The sequence below is a fragment of the Hyphomicrobium sp. NDB2Meth4 genome (genome assembly GCF_900117445.1).
GTDB lineage: Bacteria > Pseudomonadota > Alphaproteobacteria > Rhizobiales > Hyphomicrobiaceae > Hyphomicrobium_A.
The window spans coordinates 379,531-395,937 of record NZ_FPEJ01000013.1; the positions used below are offsets into that span (position 1 = coordinate 379,531).

Here is a 16,407-nt window from a genome sequence, read left to right on the forward strand (position 1 = left end):
TTGGACCGCTGGTGGTGCGGCGGCCCTGCGCTCGCCAAATGCGGCGAGGTGGCTTAGGTAAGCGGACGGGCCGCACGTCTCGCGGCGCTTAACGCAAGGCAACCGCTTGACCACCGGCGCGCATAGGTTCTCTGTCGCTCCCATGATGGATTGGACGGATCGGCACTGCCGCGCCTTCCACCGTCAGCTGACGCGCCATGCCTTGCTCTACACCGAGATGGTGACAGCACCGGCTATCCTCTTCGGCGACCGCGCACGCCTGCTTGGCCGCTCGGACGAGGAGGGGCTGGTCGCGCTTCAGCTTGGCGGCTCCGACCCCAAGGCGCTCGCCGAAGCCGCCGCCATCAGCGCCCCCTATGGCTATTGCGAGATCAATCTCAACGTCGGCTGCCCGTCCGACCGTGTGCAGGAAGGCCGCTTCGGCGCCTGCCTGATGGCCGAGCCCGACCTCGTCGCCGAATGCGTCGCCGCCATGCAGGGCCGAGTCGACGTACCCGTCACCGTCAAATGCCGCATCGGCATCGACGATCAGGACAGCGAGAGCGATCTGCAGCGCTTCATCGCCATCGTCGCCAGCACCGGCTGCCGCACTTTCATCGTCCATGCCCGCAAGGCCTGGCTTAAAGGACTGTCGCCGAAAGAGAACCGCGAAATCCCTCCGCTCGATTATGATCGCGTCTATCGTTTGAAGGCCCAACATCCCGAGCTGACCATCATCATCAACGGTGGCATCACCGACCTTGACGCCGCAGCCCGGCACCTTGAGCACGTCGATGGCGTCATGCTGGGCCGCGCGGCCTACCAGACGCCGTACGTGCTCGCAGATGTCGACCGCCGCTTCTTCGATCCGGCAGCGCCCGTTCCCTCGCGCATCGACGCCATCGAGGGCATCATCCCGCATATCGAACGGCACTTGGCCGGCGGTGGCCGCCTCAACAATGTCGTCCGCCACATGCTCGGTCTGTTCCACGGCGAGCCGCGCGCGCGCCTTTTCCGACGTCACTTGAGCGAGAACGCCCCGCGCGCCGATGCGACGATCGCAACGCTGCTGGAAGCCGTTTCGCTCGTCGATCCATCCTGGCAGCCGCTCGCCGCCGAATAGGAGTTTCCGTCAGATGGAGATCGGGCTTTCCGCGGGCGGCCTTGCTGCGCTCATCGCCGGCTTGCTCGTTGCAGGCCTCGTTGCGGGTTTCCTTGCCGGCCTTCTCGGCATCGGCGGCGGCGGCATCATCGTTCCCGTTCTCTACGAAGCGCTCCGCGCGCTCGATGTCGATCCCGCCATCCGCATGCATCTCGTGCTGGGCACGTGCCTCGCCATCATCGTCCCCACCTCGCTCAAATCATTCGCCGGCCATCGCGCGCGCGGCTCGGTCGATATCCCGCTCTTGAAGCTCGTGGCGCCCTATGTCGTTGCGGGAGTCGTCCTGGGCTCCATAACGGCAAAGGTTGCGAGCGGCGAAGCATTGAAATGGGTATGGGTGATCGCCGCGACGACCGTCGCCATCAAGATGGCGCTCGGCCGCGAGGACTGGCGCATTTCAGATCATCTGCCGCCTTCGCCCTGGCCGCAGATCGGCGGCCTGCTCGTCGGATTCATCTCGACCCTCATGAGCATCGGCGGCGCGACATTCGTGGTGCCGTTGCTGACGCTGTTCGGCAAGCCGATCCTGCAGGCGGTCTCGACCGCCGCGGGCGTCGGGCCGCTGATCGCCATTCCCGGCGTCATCGGATACATGTGGGCTGGCTGGGACGCATCCGGCCTGCCGCCGTTCTCGATCGGCTACGTCAACCTGCTTGCCGCGGTGATCGTCGCGCCGTTGAGCGTGTGGGCGGCGCCCCTCGGCGTCCGCCTCGCCCACCGCATTCCCCGCCGCACGCTGGAGCTGGCGTTCGCCGCGTTCCTGGCGACGATCTCCACGCGCTTCCTGATCGACCTGCTGTGGTGAACGCCGCGCCGGGCGCTCATCCACGCTAGGTCAGACGGCGATCTTCTGATTGTATTCGCCGACTTCCGGGAAGCGCGACAGCTCGCGGTCGATGTCGGCAAAGATCGCCTTCATGTTGGCCTCCGACGTCGGGCTTTCGACGACCACCACCAGCTCCGGCTTGTTGGACGAAGCGCGCACCAGCCCCCACGTACCGTCTTCCAGCGTCACGCGCACGCCGTTGACCGTGACGAGGTCGCGAATCTTCTGCCCGGCGACAGTGCCACCATCGGCAGCCACCTTCTTGTAGTGCTCGACCATCTGGTCGACGACGCCGTACTTCTTCTCGTCGTCGCAGTGCGGCGACATCGTCGGCGACTGATACGTCTTCGGCAACTCGCGCTTCAGCTCGGCCATGGTCTTACCGCCGGCGCGGTCGAGCATGTCGCAAACCGCGAGCGCCGCAACGATGCCGTCGTCATAGCCGCGCCCCAGCGGCGGCTGGAAGAAGAAGTGCCCGCTCTTCTCGAAGCCCACCAGCGCCTTCTGCTCGAAGGTGTAGCGCTTCATGTACGAGTGGCCCGTCTTCCAGTAGAGCGCCTTGGCGCCGTTCGCCTTCAGCACCGGATCGGTGAGGAAGAGACCGGTCGATTTGACGTCGGCGACGAACACCGCGTCCTTGTGCCGGGCTGAGATATCCCGCGCCAGCATCACGCCGACCGTATCGGCGAAAATCTCGTGCCCCTCGTTGTCGACCACGCCGCAGCGGTCGCCATCGCCGTCGAACCCGAGACCGACATCGGCGCCGTGCTTCACCACCGCCTCGGCGATGGCGTGCAGCATCTTCATGTCTTCAGGGTTGGGATTGTAGCGCGGGAACGTGTAATCGAGGTTCGTGTCGAGCGGGATCACCTCGCAGCCGACCGCCTCCAGCACCTTCGGAGCAAACGCGCCCGCCGTGCCGTTGCCGCACGCCGCGACCACTTTCAATTTGCGCTTCAGCGGCGCTCGGTCGGCCAGGGCCTTGATGTAGCGCTCGGCCATATCCGGCACGAAAATCAGCTTGCCACCGTCGGCCGTCTTGTACGCGCCGGAGAGAACGATCTCCTTCAGACGGCTCATCTCGTCGGGACCGAAGGTCAGCGGGCGCGCCATGCCCATCTTGATGCCGGTCCAGCCGTTGTCGTTGTGCGAGGCCGTGACCATCGCCACGCCTTCGACGTCGAGATCGAACTGAGCGAAGTAGGCCATCGGCGAAAGCGCCAGGCCGATGTCATAGACTTCGCAACCGCCAGCCAGCAGTCCGTTGATCAGCGCCTGTTTCACCGACGCCGAGTATGAGCGGTAGTCGTGTCCGGTCACGAGGCGCTTCGGCACGCCCCGCTCGGTGAACAAGGTCGCCATGCCAAGCCCCACCGCCGTGAGACCCAAGAGATTGATTTCTTGCGGGAACAGCCAGCGCGCGTCGTATTCGCGAAATCCGGTCGGCTTGACGAGGGGGAGACGTTCAAAGTCGTAGGTGTTGGGCTTCAAATCAGCGCGCGGCGGCGGCAGCATCGAAAATCTCCTGGCGGCCGGATTATTCGGGTGGGTTTAAACGCACGAAGGTGCGCTGTCGATCCCGGCCGGGCGGCGGCAAAGACGCACGGGATTGTGGCAGAATGCAGCTGCTATTCCTGCAGCACCAGACGGCCGGACCGCATGTCAAACCGTGATAGCCGTGACAGGAAGCTCATGCCCAGCAGGGAGGTCTTGAGGCGCCCGCGTTCGGCCACTGCAGCGGGCACGTTGCGCACGGTGATATCGCCGATGGATACCCTATCGAGGGTGACAGGCGCCACCCGCGCCACGCCGTTGGCCGTAGATACCGCGCGCGTGAAGTCAGCGTCGTTCAGATAGATACCGGCGGCCTCAGCGTCCTCGTAGGACAGCGCCACCATGGTGGCCCCGGTGTCGATCATCACCTCGATGGGGCGGCCGTTGATGTCGGCTTCGGTATTGAAATGGCCATTGCGCTCTGCATCGATCTCCACGACCGAGCCGGAGTTGCCGCTGTGAGCCGAGCTGGCTTGCGTGCCAGTCGCCTGCATAGCCGCAATCTCATCGCTCGTCGGCAGCCCGAACATGCGCTCGGCGCCCGATTTCAGAGATTCGAAGTGCGACAGCGCGGCGACGCCGATAACGGCGACGACGCCCCAGCTCACGGCTTCCCGCAGCAATTGTCTCGTGCCCGGCGTCATGGTCATGCAGAGGGATCGATGCTCGTCTCTAAGGCGCCACCCGCGCCAGATCAGCAGCGCGTATCAGCCCCTTAGCGTCAGATAATCGTTTGCGAACTCATAGGATCGCAAACGCCTTAAAAAACTCATACCAAGCAAGTTTTCCTTAACCGTACCGGGCTTGGCGACCAGGGCATCGACATTGCGCACGATCAGCGGGCCGACGGCCAGAGTGCGTATCCGCGCGGCCGCAGCGTAAGTCGTTCCGTTCGCCGTATCGACCGCAACCGTATAGGACAACTTGCTCAGATCGATGCCCGCGCGTTCGGCATCCGCCGGCTTCAGCACCACCGACGACGCTCCGGTATCGACCATCAGCGTCATCGACTGGCCGTTGACGGATGCGCGAACGGCGAAGTGCCCATCGAGCCGCCGCCGCACCCGCACAGCCGTTTCGCCTTCATCGCCCGTATCGACCGAGACGACCTGACCCGATGGCATAAGCTCGCCGCCGACACGGCTGACGACGGCAGAAATCTCCTCGCGATAGGAATAGCCGGCAATGAGGCTGAAGCCGATCGCCAGCCATACGACCACGTAGCGCAGCGCCTGCATCAGCCGCGTCTGCCCATCGTTGATGAGGCTGACGATATAGAGGCCCGCCAGCAGCAGTCCGGCGACGATGCTCAGGATCTCGCCCGTGCCCAACCCCGACAAAAGATCGGCATCGGCCCTCAGCAGCAGGAACGCGCCGGCGCCCACCAGCAGCGCCAGGACAAGCCACGCTCTCATCGCGCACCGCCTAGCCGCGCCGCCTTGCGTGCGGGCAACTCGTTCATGATCTGGCGCCGCTCGATGCTTGTCAGCTTCGACCAGCGCGCGATTTCAGGGACCGAGCGCCCGCAACCGCGACAAAGACCGGTCGGCCGGTCGATCTCGCACACGTTGATACAAGGCGTCTCGATATTGGGGCGATTTGGAATGGTGCTCACCGGGCGTATTTAGCGCCGGCCAGACGGAAGTACAACGCTTCCCCGTCAGCCGAACGCGGCCGTATCGCCGCCCTCGGCACGGGCCCGCACCCGAGCGGGGCGGGGAGGGCGCGGCGCCATCCCCTTGATGCGGTGGGTTTCGCGCCCCAGCGGCTGTAGCGGCCCCATCGACTGCAGCACGCGGTAAGCCGGCAACACGACCTTCGCCTCCGTGCCTTTGCGCAGCTCCGACTTGAGATCGAGATTGCCACCATGCAACTCGATGAGGTTCTGCACGATGGCAAGGCCAAGTCCCGCGCCACCCTCGGCGGTCTGCTGTGCCAGCGTGCCTTGGCCGAAAGCCTGCAGCACCTTCGGGATCTCGTCCTCAGGAATGCCGGGGCCATTGTCGCGCACGGCAAGGTACTGCCCGCCATCGGGCATCTTGCCGACGCTCAGCGTGATGCGTCCGCCCTTCGGCGTGAACTTCAACGCGTTCGACATCAGGTTGAGGCAGATCTGGCGCATCGCTCGCTGATCCGCCCACACGATCGGCAGGTCGGATTCGGTCTCTTCGACGACTTCGATGCCTTTGCCCTCGGCGCGCAGTTTCAACAGCCGGTGGCATTCGTCGATCACGTCCGCCAGACGCAGGGGCTCTTCGTGCAGCTCATACCGGCCCGACTCGATGCGCGTCAGGTCGAGAATCTCGTTGATCAGGTGCAAAAGGTGCTTGCCGCTTTCGAGGATGTTCTCCGTGTACTCGCGGTACTTCGGGTTGTTGAGCGGCCCGAACATCTCTTCCTTCATGACCTCGGAGAAACCGAGGATCGCGTTCAGCGGTGTGCGCAGCTCATGGCTCATGGTGGCAAGGAAGCGCGACTTGGCGCTGTTTGCAGCCTCGGCCCGTCGGCGCGCCTCGTCGGAAACGGATTTCTGCTCCTCGAGCTCGGCGATCAGCGCGTCTTTCTCGGCGCGGTATTCGAGCATCGACAGCACGGTCGAACGTAGCCCGCGCGCCAGGAACGTGAAGTAGAGGTGGATGCCCACCGCCATCGTCGCCAGCGCCAGATAGAACGAGTTGTCGAGCATCAACAGCCGCCCGACCACGGCCAGCGTCATCGGCACCGTGCCAGCATAAAAGATGGCCGGCAGCGTCGCTGCGAACATCGTGCGTATCGCCAGCACGACAATCAGCGTCGCGAAAATAAAGACGTGCGAAGAGAACACCATGTCCGTTGGCGCACCGAGCGTCTCGCGCACGCCAACCAAGGCAAAGCCGGCGAGGGCAAGGCCGTTGAACAGCTCGAGGAGTACGAACCGGCGCCGCCACATGCGGATGTTGAGCTGCGCCTGCGGCTGATGCAGAAACCGGCGCGCCTGATCGAGCAGCAGCACCTTGGCGACGATCACGGTAACGAGCCACACGATGGCGTCCACCGTCGGCGCCCAGAACATGCAGGCGAGCGCGAACAGCGAATAGAGCACCGGCATCGTGACGGCGGCGCCCAGTTCGTTGCGCGCGAACATCGTCAGCAGTTCGTATTCGAACTCAGGCTTGATGGACGTGCCGGCTGCCAGCCGCGCACGCCGCTCGGAAAGATCCCTGTAAGCGCGCGCACGGGCATCATGCCGGCTTTTGCGGCGCGCAACATCCTCGGGTATGGCGCTCATCGACATCTGGCTCACGCGGGACGGGAAAAAGTCGACCGCACCAAGCGGTCTCGAATGTTATTCCTAAATCTCGGCAGGATTTACTAACTAAGTGTTTAGTAATGAATTTTTTGCCAACGAGATGCGCGCATTTGTGTGCGGAACGGCCCAGAAGGTCACACATCGCTCCATTGCTGGCCGCCCCGGCGGGCATTAGGCTCCCTCCCGATGCGCCAATTCCGATCCTCACCAGCAAGTGCCGCTGCAACACGAGAGCCGATGCGCGGCCTTGATGGATTTCTGCTGCCGAAGAGGCACCTATGCAGCTGACAGTGGTTGGCTCGGGCGATGCGTTCGGGTCGGGGGGGCGCCTGCAGACGAGCTATCACGTGCAGCGGGCAGCCGGAGACTTCCTCATCGACTGCGGCGCGACCACCCTTATCGGCATGCAGAAGCTTGGCCTCGACCCCGATCGCGTCGGCACCATTTTCATCTCACATCTGCATGGCGATCATTTCGCGGGCCTCATCTGGTGGCTGCTGCATGCCCACTACGTGACCGGCAGGACCGCTCCGCTCACCATCGTCGGACCGGCTGGCATCGAGCAGCGCTTTGCCACTGCTGCGGAGGCGCTGTTCCCGAACTCCACAAAGGTCGATCGCCGCTTCGAGATGACGTTTTTCGAGCACGCGGCCGGGGTCCCAGCAACCTTCGGCGACGTAACGGTGACGCCTTTCGAAGTGCAGCATCCGTCTGGAGCCACGCCCTATGCGCTGCGTCTCGAGTGCGCGGGTAAAGTGATCACGTTCTCGGGGGACACCAAGTGGGTCGAGAACCTTCTGCCTGCAGCCAACGGCGCTGATCTCTTCATCGCCGAGTGCTTTGGCTTCCTCACACCGACTGGACATCACATGTGCTGGCGCGACATCGAGAGCCACCTCGATCAGTTGGCCGCCAAGCGCCTGATGCTCACGCACATGGGACCCGACATGCTCGCCAATCGCGCCGCGGTGCGCGATCCCAGAGTGCTGCTCGCCGAGGATGGGCTGCGCGTGTCCGTATGAGCGAACAATCCTTGCCCATAGAACCTGATTACGAAAACGCCGCTTGACCTGCACATGAAAAGGCAGCTTATTCCTGTTTGCAGTGATTTTTGAAACCTAATTTCAGGCCTCCAATGCTCGACGAAATGGACGTCAAGATTCTGCGCATTCTCCAGGAGGATTGCACCCGGCCGGTCGCGGAGATCGGCAAGGAGGTTGGGCTCTCGACGACCCCGTGCTGGCGCCGCATTCAGAAGCTGGAAGAGGCTGGCGTCATCATGCGCCGCGTCGCCGTGCTCGACGCAGAACGCGTCAACGCCGGCGTTACCGTCATCGTATCCATCAAGACCGACCAGCACAGCCTCGGATGGCTGGAGCGGTTCCATGCGGCCGTCGCCGACTTCCCCGAGGTGGTCGAATTTTATCGAATGTCCGGTGAGATCGACTATCTGCTGCGCGTCGTCGTTCCCGACATCGGCTCATACGACGTCTTCTACAAGAAGCTCATCTCGCGTATCGAGATCGCCAAGGTGTCCTCGGCCTTTGCCATGGAGCAGATCAAGTACACCACGGCGCTGCCGCTGCAGTTCGCGCGCGCCGGAGAAGACTCAGGTACCTCCGACGGTGATGAGAAGCGCAAGCGCCGCTGAACTTTTCCGCTCCGCCTAGCCGGCTTTGGGAGGCGACTTCTTCAGCCGCGCGATCAGGCTGGACGTATCCCACCTGCCGCCACCCATGCCCTGCACCTCGGCATAGAAGCTGTCGACCAGGCGGGTAACCGGCAGCTTGGCGCCGTTGCTACGCGCTTCATCGAGGCAGATAGCCAGATCCTTGCGCATCCAGTCGACAGCAAACCCGAAGTCGAATTTTCCCTCGTGCATTGTGCGCCAGCGGTTGTCCATCTGCCATGACTGGGCCGCACCCTTGGAGATCGTCTCCATCACCAGGTTGAGGTCGAGCCCTGACGCCTCGGCAAACGCGATGGCTTCCGAGAGGCCCTGCAGCAGACCGGCAATCGCGATCTGGTTGACCATCTTGGTGAGCTGTCCTGCGCCCGACGGGCCAATGAGGTTCACAGCGCGCGCATACGACGACATGAGCGGCTTGGCACGCTCGAACGGCTCGCCGTCGCCGCCCACCATCACGGTCAGCGCTCCATTCTCCGCACCAGCCTGGCCGCCCGAGACCGGCGCGTCGAGGAAAGCGATGCCGCGAGCCGACGCAGCCGCATAGAGCTCGCGCGCCACCTCAGCCGACGCCGTGGTGTGGTCGATGAACACGGAGCCTGCGCCCATGCCGCGGAATGCGCCATCCGGACCTGTCGTCACCTGGCGAAGATCATCGTCATTGCCCACGCAGGAGAAGACGAAGTCGGCCGACAGCGCAGCTGAAGCCGGTGTCGGCGCGCTGCGTCCGCCATACGCCTCCACCCACGCCTGCGCTTTTGCGGGATTGCGATTGTAAACGGTGACGTCATGCCCGCCCTTCTTGAGAAGGTGTCCGGCCATGGGAAATCCCATGACCCCGAGCCCGATCCAGGCAACCCTTGCCATCGCAAGTCTCCGCTGTGTTTGACGTGAAGGGCTCTAGCATCGCTGCCGGCCGCCAGCACTTGGAAAAAATCGGCCCCGGCGTCCGATCGGACCCGAGGCCAGGGGATCATGCTTTTGTGGGGAGTAGTGTGCGTGGGCGATCAGCTCGTCCGCGATGAACGAGCAAACTTGAGCAGCGAAGAGATCGTCGTGCTCGTCTTCAGTGATGCCTGAGCGGTGTCGGTCTGCTTTGCACTAGTGAGCGAAATCGCCAGCAACAGCGCAGTCACCAGGAAAAGGATCAGCGCGCCCGTACGCGCCCACGCCCAGTGCGCGCCGTACTGCGATTTGACTGTCTGAAGATCCATGTTCGAGCCCTCGGGGGGTGAGAGTCTGCGATCGAGTTGAGGTTTTTGTAACCGATAACGCCTCGTTAGTCTAACTCGATCTCGCGTCATTGGCTAACGCAAGGCTTTGAGTTTTAACGAAGTATTTACTATTGCGGCGGCGGAGCGCTATTCCGGGCGATTGCTGCCGCGAACCTGAGACAGCGTGCGCTTCACACTGATGGCTTCCGCATCGATGCACAGCTCGATCAGCACCGGAACTTCGGAAACGAGAGCCCGCTTCAGTGCGGGCAGGAACTCCTGCGTGCTTTCAATGCGCACGGCCTGGGCACCATAGCTGCGCGCCAGGGCGACGAAATCCGGGTTCACCAGTGTCGTCGCCACGACCCGTCCGGGAAAGCGGCTTTCCTGGTGCATGCGGATCGTGCCGTACATGCCGTTGTTGGCGACGATAACCACGATCGGCAACGCGTACTGCACCGCCGTCGCCAGCTCCTGCACCGTCATCTGCAGGCAGCCGTCCCCGGCGAGTGCAATCACCGGGCGATCGGGATGCTGCAGCTTGGCGGCGATCGCCGCTGGCAGCCCGTAACCCATCGACCCCGACGTTGGCGCCAGCTGCGTCGGCCATCCCTTGTAGCGGAAGTAGCGGTGAACGAACGCTGCGTAGTTGCCCGCACCGTTGGTAACGATCGCCTCGTCCGGCAACTCTCGCGACAGTGTGGTGATCACCTGTTCGAGCCGCACGCTGCCCACCGTCGCCAGCGGTTTCAGCGACCGCTCATAGCTCGCCCGCAGATCACGCCGCAGTCTCGCCCACCGGCGCTTCACCGGCGGCTTCATGCGCGCCAGCGCTTTGGCCATCGCTTCCGGCGCCGCGATGATCGGCATATCGGCGCGGTAGAGGCGGCCGATCTCGGTCGGCGAGCGGTGCGCGTGGATGAGGAACTGGCTCGGCCGCGGCGTCTCGATCAGCGAGTAGTCCGCCGTTGTGATGTCCCCCGGCGCTTCGCCGATCACCAGCAGCACGTCCGCACCGCGGATCGCCGAGGCGAGCTTGGGATCCATGTCGATGCCCGCATGCCCCGCATAGCATGGGTGCCGGTTGTCGAAGTGATCCTGCCGCCGGAACGCCGTCGCCACGGGCATGTCGAACGCCGCCGCGAACTTGGCGATGTCGCTTGCCGTTGCCGTGCTCCATCCGCCTCCGCCCAGCAACACGATTGGTCGCTCGGCAGTCTCCAGCCTGGCCTTGAGCTTCGTTATCTCGCTGGATGAGGGAACGGGCGCTGCATGCTTCGCAGCCTCCGCAACGACAGGCGCCTCCACGTCCATCGCCGACAGCACGTCGGTCGGCAGTCCGAGGACCGCGGGCCCCTGCCGGCCCGAGGTCGCCGCCTGAAACGCACGGCCGACATATTCGGGAATGCGCTCGGGCTCGCGCACCACGCCCACCCAGTTGGCGACGCCGCCGAACATCGCTTGAAGATCGATCTCCTGGAACGCCCCGCGTCCCTCGTGCTCGCGCTCGATCAGGCCGACCAGCAGCACCATGGGCGTCGCGTCCTGGTGTGCGACATAGACCCCGCTGGCGGCATTGGTGACACCCGGCGCCCGCGTCACGAAGGCGACGCCCGGCCGCCCCGTTAGCTTGCCCGTCGCCTCGGCCATCATCGCCGCGCCGCCTTCGTGGCGGCAAACCACTGTGCGGATCGCGCTCTCGTCGAACAGCGCATCGAGGGCCACGATGAAGCTCTCGCCCGGCACTGTGAAAAGCGTGCGGCAGCCCTCAGCGACGAGCTGGTCGATTAGGATCTTGCCCCCTGTACGCATTAAAGACGCTTCACCGCCGCGTGCCATTCGCTGAGTTTGAGCTGTTTTAGGCGGGCTTTGACGCTGCAGGACAGCCCTAACCGCCGGTTCGGTTACGATTGTAGCCCGATCGGGGAGCCCTTTGCGAACCCACATGGATCACCGCGCCGCCATGCCGCTTGTCGTGGACTGCGTTTACAACTTTGGAACCCCCGTGCAGCTTAGCGGTTGGGCTTTCGCGCCCCTGTCATAAGAAAGGTCTTTACAGGGGGGGAGGGGACCCCTAAATGCACCCCTCTTCGTTTTTTGGCGGTCTCTGCTTTCTAGCAATTGCTCGTGTGCGCCCACGGGCGGTGGAGGTCCTATGCGATGGAGAAGCTCTCCTCTGCGACTGCACTGATCGACAAGTGCCGGCCCGAGCGGCCGGTGCGAGGACTTCGGCCGCGTGCTGCGGGCCGTGCGGCGCGATGGTTCATCGACAAATTCCCCGGCGACGTGGCCTACGCCTACAAGGCGAACAGCTCGGTTTTCCTCATCGGAGCGCTCTACGGCGCGGGCATCCGTCACTTCGACGTCGCCTCCCTGCCCGAGATCGAGGACGCGGCGACGATCCCCGACGCACACCTGCATTTCATGCATCCGGTGAAGTCTCGCCACGCCATCCGCCGCGCCTATGACCTTGGCGTGCGCTCGTTCTCCCTCGACAGCGAGGACGAGCTGAACAAGATCATCGCCTGCACCGATGGCGCCCGCGACCTGATCCTCTGGGTCCGCGTGGCCGTGCCCGCCATCAACAGCCGCATCCCGCTTGAGCGCAAGTTCGGCATCACCGGCGCCGACGCCGCGCGTCTGCTGGTCAAGACGCGCCAGGCTGCCGCCGAGCTGGGCATCACGTTCCACGTCGGCTCGCAGACATCGACGCCCGACGCTTACGTCACCGCGCTGGGCGAGGTGCACCGCCTCATCGTGAAAGCCGGCGTCATGATCGACCGGCTCGACGTCGGCGGCGGCTTTCCCTCGCGCTACCCGGACACCGATCCCGCGCCCTTGCAGGACTTCATGGATGTCATCTCCGCCGGCGTAGAGACGCTGCCGGTGAAGGAGAACATCAAGCTGATGTGCGAGCCCGGCCGCGCGCTTGTCGCCGAGGCCGAGAGCCTGATCGTGCGCGTCGACGCCCGACGCGGCAACAGCCTCTACATCAACGACGGCTCCTACGGGATGCTGTTCGACGCCGCGCACCTCGGCTTCATCTTCCCCACGCGTCTCATCTCCCGCAGCGTCGATGCGTCGGACCCGCTCGTGCCCTTCCAGTTCTGGGGGCCGACGTGCGACTCCATCGATTACATGAAGGGCCCGTTCCTTTTGCCCGACTCGATCCGCGAGGGTGACTACATCGAGATCGGCAACATGGGCGCCTATGCGCGCGCCATCGCCGGCCGCTTCAACGGCTATGGCGAATACGACGAGGTCATCCTCCTCGATCCGCCGATGCTCACCATGTACGGCGAGGAAGCCGCCGAGGCATCGACAGCCGCCCGCCGCTGACGTCGCCATAGCGACCTCGCCAATCCGTAAGGTTGGCGAGGCTTGCCTGCGGCATTCCTCCGCACCAGATCAAACATTGCCCGCTCTCAAGGGGACAGGTGTCGCGAGCGGCACCAACCAGGGAGTGAAACAACTATGAACAGGGCAATGATGATCGGCCTGTGCGCCGGCGCCGGCATGATGTTCCAATGCGTAATCCCCACCTCGGCGTCCGCCGAATATCTCGGCTATGGCAACGGCGATCCGGGAAATTGGGACTACAACACCGAGCAGGCAGGCGGTCCGTGTAACCTTCCGGGCCAGACCGCGATCGATGCGCAAACCGGACAGCCGAAGTGCTGTTCCCGATATAATCCCATGAGCTTGTGCCCGCTGAAGCGTTCCGAACCGCGCTACTACCGCCATCCACGCCGCATGGGCGGCTCACCCAACTAGGCTTGAGAGGCATCTGCCCAAACGCCATCGGTGCGCGGGCTTCGCGGCCTGCGCCCGATCGCCGCCGCACAGCCTTTCGAATGATCTAAGTCATCCGCACGCGAATCCATTTACGGAGGATTAGCATGCGCATGGAATGACATCCTCTCGAGGGGCGGCTCTGTAGGTTCGATTGCTAGCGGCCCAGCGAACAATGGCTTCCGGGGATAGTCGTGAAGAGCACGCGCGCAGTCGGGATTGACGACAGACTAGGCTTTATGGGCTTCGATAAGCGGACGCGAGCCATGCTGCGCGATCTGCAACCGGTTATCTCCGAGCACATCGGCAGCGCACTGGATGTCTTCTACGATAAGGCGTCACGCGTCCCCGCAACGAGCAGGCACTTCACTGATACGGCGCACATGGCAGCTGCCAAGAACCGCCAGATCGAGCACTGGCGGTCGATTGCGTCGGCCGAATTCGGTAACGAGTACGCAGAAAAGGTGCGCGCCATCGGCCGCACACATGCCCGGCTCGGTCTCGAACCGCGCTGGTACATCGGCGGATACGCGCTGATCACCGAGCAGCTCATCGCAGCCGTGGTAAACGATCAATGGCCAACGTTGATGCGGCTTTCGAAGTCCAACGCCAAGGGCATGGCCGACGCATTGGCGACCCTCGTCAAAGCCGTCATGCTCGACATGGACCTGGCAATCTCCACCTACCTCGAAGCCCTCGACGAGCAGCGCACCATCGCCGAGCAGGCTCGCCTCGAAGCCGAGAAGAACCAGACAGCAGCTCTCGCAGCCTTGGCCGAGGGGTTGCACCGCCTCGCTGCCGGCGACCTCACCACCCGGATTGAGGCGTCCCTCGCACCCGAGTTCGCGGCCATCAAAGAGAACTTCGATTCGACGGTCGAACGCCTGCAGCAGGCCATGTCGACCATCCGCCTCGACGCCCAGGTGATCGAGTCGGGCACGCAGGAGATCTCCGCCGCCGCCGACGATCTTTCCTCGCGCACCGAGCGCCAAGCCGCCAGCCTCGAGGAGACTGCCGCGGCGCTCGAGCAGATTACCGCCACCGTCAAGAACGCAGCCCAAGGCGCCGCTCACGCGCGCGATGTCGTTGCCAACGCCAAGGGCGATGCTGAGCGCGGTGGCTCCGTTGCCCGCGCCGCCATCGAGGCCATGGGCTCGATTGACAAGTCGTCCGGTCAGATCGCCGACATCATCGGCGTCATCGACGAGATCGCCTTCCAGACCAACCTGCTCGCCCTCAACGCCGGTGTCGAAGCCGCGCGCGCGGGTGAAGCCGGCCGCGGCTTCGCCGTCGTCGCCTCGGAAGTCCGCGCGCTCGCGCAGCGTTCGGCCGACGCCGCCAAGCAGATCAAGACGCTCATCGGAACTTCCACCGCCCAGGTGAAGGAGGGCGTCGACCTCGTCTCGCAGACCGGGCAGGCGTTCGAGCGCATCGTCGGGCAGGTGGCAGATCTCAACGCCGTCGTCGGCAACATCGCCAACGGCGCCGTGCAGCAGGTCGAAGCCTTGCAGGAAGTGAATGGCGCCGTCGGCGAGATCGACCGTGTCACCCAGCAGAATGCCGCCATGGCCGAGGAGGCGACCGCGGCAAGTCACGCCCTGGCGCAGAAAACCATCGACCTCAATCGCCTGCTCGACACCTTCGAGGTGGAAAAGGCGAGGGCGCCGTCGCGCACCCCCGTGCGTCCCCGCGCAGCCTAACCTGCGCGCAGCCGCAAACGCTCGCGTCGGAAGGCTGACCTGTAAGGGAGAATGGTGGGCGGTATAGGGATTGAACCTATGACCCCACGCGTGTGAAGCGTGTGCTCTACCGCTGAGCTAACCGCCCGCCGTGCCGGAATATGAAATGTGACCGGGGCGTCCTTATGCGAGCGCCCCTTCACCCTGTCAAGGTGCCCGCTTACGGCAGCAACGCGAACGAATGGGCGATCTTTGGGAACTCGGCCGCGATTTGCGGCTTGTCCCGCGGCGTCGCGATGCCGATCAGGCGATAGTAGCCGCCGTCTTTGCCCAGCAACATCGCCTGGTACAGATGAAGTGGTGTGCCATGGTCGTCATCGGCCGCTTCGCCTTCCAGCTCGATGCCGTCTAGCCCACCGATGTTGATCGAACGCGGCTCGCCGATCTTGAAGTCTTTATAGCCGGGCATGCTGGCCAGCAGCGCCGTCGCCAGCTTGGCCGGGTCCGCCACAGGACGCTTGTCGAGCGAAGGCGCGACCATGAACGCTGATCGCGTCTCGCCGGTGCGATCAGGATCGAGGCGCCCGTCGAGCGTATAGACCTTGCTCGTGCCGACCAGCGTTCCCGCTTCCTTGAACGGCCCGAGATAGGTGAGTGAAAACAGGTTGCGCACCGCCGGCTTCTCGGTGGTCTTGGCCGTCGCCAGCACGTGCTCGATGACTTCCGGCTTCACGCTGCCGTCGTCGAGCGACAGCGTCGGCACGTTGACCGACACCAGCACCGTCTGATCGGCGGTCTGGAACAGCACGAAGTACTTGGCATAGGTCCCCGCCTCCGACTTCTGCCGCGCACGCATGTAGATGTGCTTGTCGCTGCGGTCGAGCGAGCCCTTTTCAACGTGGGTGATGCCGCGCTTGGCCAGCTCTTCCGGCGTAAATCCCTGCGCCATCTTGTCGTACTCGCCGACCGGCGCCTCCAAGATGACGTACGAAACGCCCGTCGCGTCGTTCTGGAACCCCGAGAACAGCGGCGATGGCGTGTAGCCCGCGGGAAGGTCGAGCACCACCCGGCTATTGGGCGCCTGCTGCGGGGTCGCCGAGGCCGGTGCCACCATGGCAAAGGCGAACAGGATCGCCGCAACCAGGGCAGCCCCGCCCGCTTGCCTGGGCCGGCGCGCCAGAATTGTGATCATCGAAGGCAGCGCAATCGGCAGCGGCATGAGGGG

15 protein-coding genes, 1 tRNA gene and 1 pseudogene are annotated in these 16,407 nt (G+C 64.1%); 7 read left to right on the forward strand and 10 right to left on the reverse strand.

From position 1 onward, the window contains the following. Positions 1-106: 106 nt before the first annotated feature. On the forward strand, positions 107-1,102 hold the full coding sequence (gene dusA, locus NDB2M4_RS16745) for a tRNA dihydrouridine(20/20a) synthase DusA (RefSeq protein ID WP_072377120.1): 996 nt from the start codon (positions 107-109) through the stop codon (positions 1,100-1,102). A 13-nt stretch (positions 1,103-1,115) separates the two neighbouring features. Then, on the forward strand, positions 1,116-1,946 hold the full coding sequence (locus NDB2M4_RS16750; protein WP_072377122.1) for a sulfite exporter TauE/SafE family protein: 831 nt from the start codon (positions 1,116-1,118) through the stop codon (positions 1,944-1,946). 30 nt (positions 1,947-1,976) lie between these two features. Here the strand turns inward: NDB2M4_RS16750 and NDB2M4_RS16755 are convergent, their stop codons facing one another. The 5 genes from NDB2M4_RS16755 to NDB2M4_RS16775 form a co-directional block, all read right to left on the reverse strand. Then, positions 1,977-3,482 carry a phosphomannomutase/phosphoglucomutase gene (locus NDB2M4_RS16755; protein ID WP_072377124.1) on the reverse strand — a complete coding sequence of 502 codons (1,506 nt, stop codon included), beginning with the start codon at positions 3,480-3,482 and terminating at the stop codon, positions 1,977-1,979. A gap of 113 nt (positions 3,483-3,595) precedes the next feature. After that, positions 3,596-4,171 carry a TIGR02281 family clan AA aspartic protease gene (locus NDB2M4_RS16760; protein WP_244536213.1) on the reverse strand — a complete coding sequence of 192 codons (576 nt, stop codon included), beginning with the start codon at positions 4,169-4,171 and terminating at the stop codon, positions 3,596-3,598. Between the two features lie 57 nt (positions 4,172-4,228). Next, positions 4,229-4,936, reverse strand: a complete 708-nt coding sequence (locus NDB2M4_RS16765) for a retropepsin-like aspartic protease family protein (protein ID WP_072377126.1) — start codon at positions 4,934-4,936, stop codon at positions 4,229-4,231. Continuing rightward, the gene (locus tag NDB2M4_RS16770) at positions 4,933-5,136 is read right to left on the reverse strand and encodes a DUF1289 domain-containing protein (RefSeq protein ID WP_348533045.1); all 204 of its coding nucleotides are present in this window, start codon (positions 5,134-5,136) and stop codon (positions 4,933-4,935) included. Before NDB2M4_RS16770 ends, NDB2M4_RS16765 begins: the two co-directional genes overlap by 4 nt. Before the next feature lie 45 nt (positions 5,137-5,181). Then, complete coding sequence (locus NDB2M4_RS16775) at positions 5,182-6,789, reverse strand: sensor histidine kinase (RefSeq protein WP_244536214.1); 1,608 nt, start codon at positions 6,787-6,789, stop codon at positions 5,182-5,184. A gap of 299 nt (positions 6,790-7,088) precedes the next feature. On the opposite strand from NDB2M4_RS16775, the gene NDB2M4_RS16780 reads away from it, so the two are divergent. Continuing rightward, positions 7,089-7,832 (forward strand): MBL fold metallo-hydrolase, encoded by a 744-nt coding sequence (locus NDB2M4_RS16780; RefSeq protein WP_072377130.1) that lies wholly within the window; start codon positions 7,089-7,091, stop codon positions 7,830-7,832. A gap of 113 nt (positions 7,833-7,945) precedes the next feature. Further along, on the forward strand, positions 7,946-8,461 hold the full coding sequence (locus NDB2M4_RS16785) for an Lrp/AsnC family transcriptional regulator (RefSeq protein ID WP_072377131.1): 516 nt from the start codon (positions 7,946-7,948) through the stop codon (positions 8,459-8,461). A gap of 15 nt (positions 8,462-8,476) precedes the next feature. Here NDB2M4_RS16785 and NDB2M4_RS16790 read toward each other — a convergent pair. From NDB2M4_RS16790 to NDB2M4_RS16800, 3 genes and pseudogenes are all read right to left on the reverse strand, one after another. After that, a pseudogene (locus NDB2M4_RS16790) lies at positions 8,477-9,367 on the reverse strand (NAD(P)-dependent oxidoreductase); the annotation flags it as partial. 137 nt (positions 9,368-9,504) lie between these two features. Beyond that, positions 9,505-9,711 (reverse strand): hypothetical protein, encoded by a 207-nt coding sequence (locus NDB2M4_RS16795; protein ID WP_072377134.1) that lies wholly within the window; start codon positions 9,709-9,711, stop codon positions 9,505-9,507. A gap of 147 nt (positions 9,712-9,858) precedes the next feature. Beyond that, positions 9,859-11,523: a thiamine pyrophosphate-binding protein gene (locus NDB2M4_RS16800; RefSeq protein ID WP_072377136.1), complete on the reverse strand. Its 1,665-nt coding sequence runs from the start codon at positions 11,521-11,523 to the stop codon at positions 9,859-9,861. A 348-nt stretch (positions 11,524-11,871) separates the two neighbouring features. On the opposite strand from NDB2M4_RS16800, the gene NDB2M4_RS16805 reads away from it, so the two are divergent. The 3 genes from NDB2M4_RS16805 to NDB2M4_RS16815 all read left to right on the forward strand — a co-directional run bounded on the left by NDB2M4_RS16805 (position 11,872) and on the right by NDB2M4_RS16815 (position 15,203). Then, entirely contained in the window at positions 11,872-13,050 is a 1,179-nt protein-coding gene (locus NDB2M4_RS16805; protein WP_072377138.1) for a type III PLP-dependent enzyme domain-containing protein, read from the forward strand. Between the two features lie 135 nt (positions 13,051-13,185). After that, complete coding sequence (locus NDB2M4_RS16810; RefSeq protein ID WP_139247351.1) at positions 13,186-13,485, forward strand: hypothetical protein; 300 nt, start codon at positions 13,186-13,188, stop codon at positions 13,483-13,485. A gap of 212 nt (positions 13,486-13,697) precedes the next feature. Then, positions 13,698-15,203, forward strand: a complete 1,506-nt coding sequence (locus tag NDB2M4_RS16815) for a globin-coupled sensor protein (protein ID WP_139247352.1) — start codon at positions 13,698-13,700, stop codon at positions 15,201-15,203. A gap of 52 nt (positions 15,204-15,255) precedes the next feature. On the opposite strand, the gene NDB2M4_RS16820 is transcribed toward NDB2M4_RS16815, so the two are convergent. Both NDB2M4_RS16820 and NDB2M4_RS16825 read right to left on the reverse strand, forming a co-directional pair. Continuing rightward, a tRNA-Val gene (locus tag NDB2M4_RS16820) sits at positions 15,256-15,330 on the reverse strand. A gap of 72 nt (positions 15,331-15,402) precedes the next feature. Continuing rightward, positions 15,403-16,401 (reverse strand): hypothetical protein, encoded by a 999-nt coding sequence (locus NDB2M4_RS16825; RefSeq protein ID WP_072377143.1) that lies wholly within the window; start codon positions 16,399-16,401, stop codon positions 15,403-15,405. Positions 16,402-16,407 lie beyond the last annotated feature (6 nt).